Source organism: Poseidonibacter sp. (assembly GCF_041821165.1).
Taxonomy (GTDB): Bacteria; Campylobacterota; Campylobacteria; order Campylobacterales; family Arcobacteraceae; genus Poseidonibacter.
In genome coordinates this window covers 1-2,018 of the sequence record NZ_JBGUES010000267.1, presented here as the reverse complement: position 1 = coordinate 2,018, position 2,018 = coordinate 1, and the positions used below count along the sequence as shown (strand labels likewise).

The 2,018-nt window shown below is 24.4% G+C and carries 1 protein-coding gene; it reads right to left on the bottom strand.

Annotated elements, in window-relative coordinates; genetic code table 11:
* Positions 1 to 1,796: methyl-accepting chemotaxis protein (locus tag ACERKK_RS13035; RefSeq protein WP_373773507.1), on the bottom strand; the 1,796-nt coding region annotated here is incomplete at its 3' end.
* Between the last annotated feature and the right edge of the window lie 222 nt (positions 1,797 to 2,018).

Genomic DNA, 2,018 nt, shown 5'->3' with positions numbered 1-2,018 from the left:
CCAGCTTCTCCTGCTGTTGCTGCTTCAACAGCTGCATTTAGTGATAATATATTTGTTTGAAATGCAATTTGATCAATCACAACTATTGCATCATTAATAGCAGTTACTTGGTCATTTATTTCATCCATAGATTTACCTGTTTGATTTGCAAGATTTGTACCTTCTTCTGCTGATTGAATAACTTTATTTGCAAAACTTGACATTTCTAATACATGTTCTGTATTACTTACAATTGTTCCTGTTATTTCTTCTAAAGCTGCTGCTGTTTCTTCTAAAGCAGTTGCAGCTTCTGTTGATGAATCATTTAGTTTATTTACATTTGTAAGTAGTTTTTTTGATGAATTATTTAGTGTTAAGCCAAGTTGTTTATTTTCTACAAGCATTTGCGTAATAGAATCACCTAAACTATTTACACCATTTGCTAATTGAAGTAATTGGTTTTTTACATTTGCAACATCAACTTTATTCATATAGTTATAATTTGAGAATTCTTCTAAAACTGTTAGAACATTATCAATATTTACTTCAATATTACTTGCCATTGAGTTTAAAACTTTTTCTAATGACATTAAAGCAGGGTTTTGAACTTTTATTTTAATTCTTTGAGTTAAGTCACCTTGTTCAAATTCTGATAATACTTTTATTGTTTCATCGATAAATGCGCGGTCTTCTTCTACATTTATTTTTGTTTTTTCAATATTTTCATTAACTACTGCTGCCATTTGTCCAAGTTCATCTTTTGAAGAGTCATCTAATAAATTAACATCACTTTTTTCTCTATTTAAGTATTTAAAAAAGTTTATTAATCCATCTTGAAAATTATCAATTGATTTTGATATGCTTCTTGGAATAAGTATTGCTAAAACTATTGAGATTATTAAAATTAATACTGCAATAATCATAGTAATATTTTGTATTGAGCTATTTAAATTAGATACATTTGAACCAATAGTATCTTGTTCTTTTTTAATTAGCAACTTAACTTTATCTGATGTTTTTGTAATATCTAATCCAACTTTGATTAAACCATTTTGAATAATATCATTTCTTTCTCTAATTATATTATGAACATCGCTTACAGCTGTTTTATATTTTTCAATAAGAGTAATAGCTTTATCTAAGTTTTGAACTATATTTTTGTCACTTGTCTCTTTTTTAATAGTACTTAAATCTTTTTGTAAAGATATAAACTCTTTTTGCACTCTATTATATTGATCTTCACTATTTGAATCTAAAAATTTTGCTGTATAAAGTCTTGATAAAAGTAAGGCTCTAATTGCTTTTCCTAATTCTGAAGCATTTTTATAATCTTTACTTTCTTGGCTATCTGACATAGCTTTTGTTAAAATTTGTTCAATTTTTTTACCATTAACATCAAGAACATTAGAAACAAGTTCATTTCTTCTTTTTAAAAATTCTACTATCTTATTAAAGTGATTTTTATACTCTTTTAATTGAGTATCTAAGTTTTTAATTAAAATATTATGATCTTTATTATTTATTTGTTTTAATGCTTGTTTTACAAAATCATGAGTTTTATTAAAAGAATTGTTAAAGTTATCTAAATCTTTTTGTTTAGCATTTTGTAGATAATTTATAACACTCATTCTTGCTAAGAGCATATTAGTCTGAACTTGTCCTAATAAGATAGAACCTTTTGACATTTCTCTATACTCTACAAAACCATTGGAAGTTTTTCCAATACCTGAAATACTATAAAAACCTAAAAAAGCAACTAATATAGTTACTAAAGAAAAAGCAATGATTAATTTCATTTTAATAGTTATACTTTTCATGTTCTACCTTTTTTTTTGTTTTATTTTTATATTTTCAATAGTATTTAAAAAATGTAGCAGAATAATCTAATTTATCAATCTTACAAAAAAATCAAAAACTGTATTTGTAACCTAAAATTAGATAAATCATAGTAAAATAAAATATTATTAAATATCAAGGGTTTTACTTGTTAGAAATACTTTCAATCATACTTACGTTAATACTAATTTCAAAATTTATAG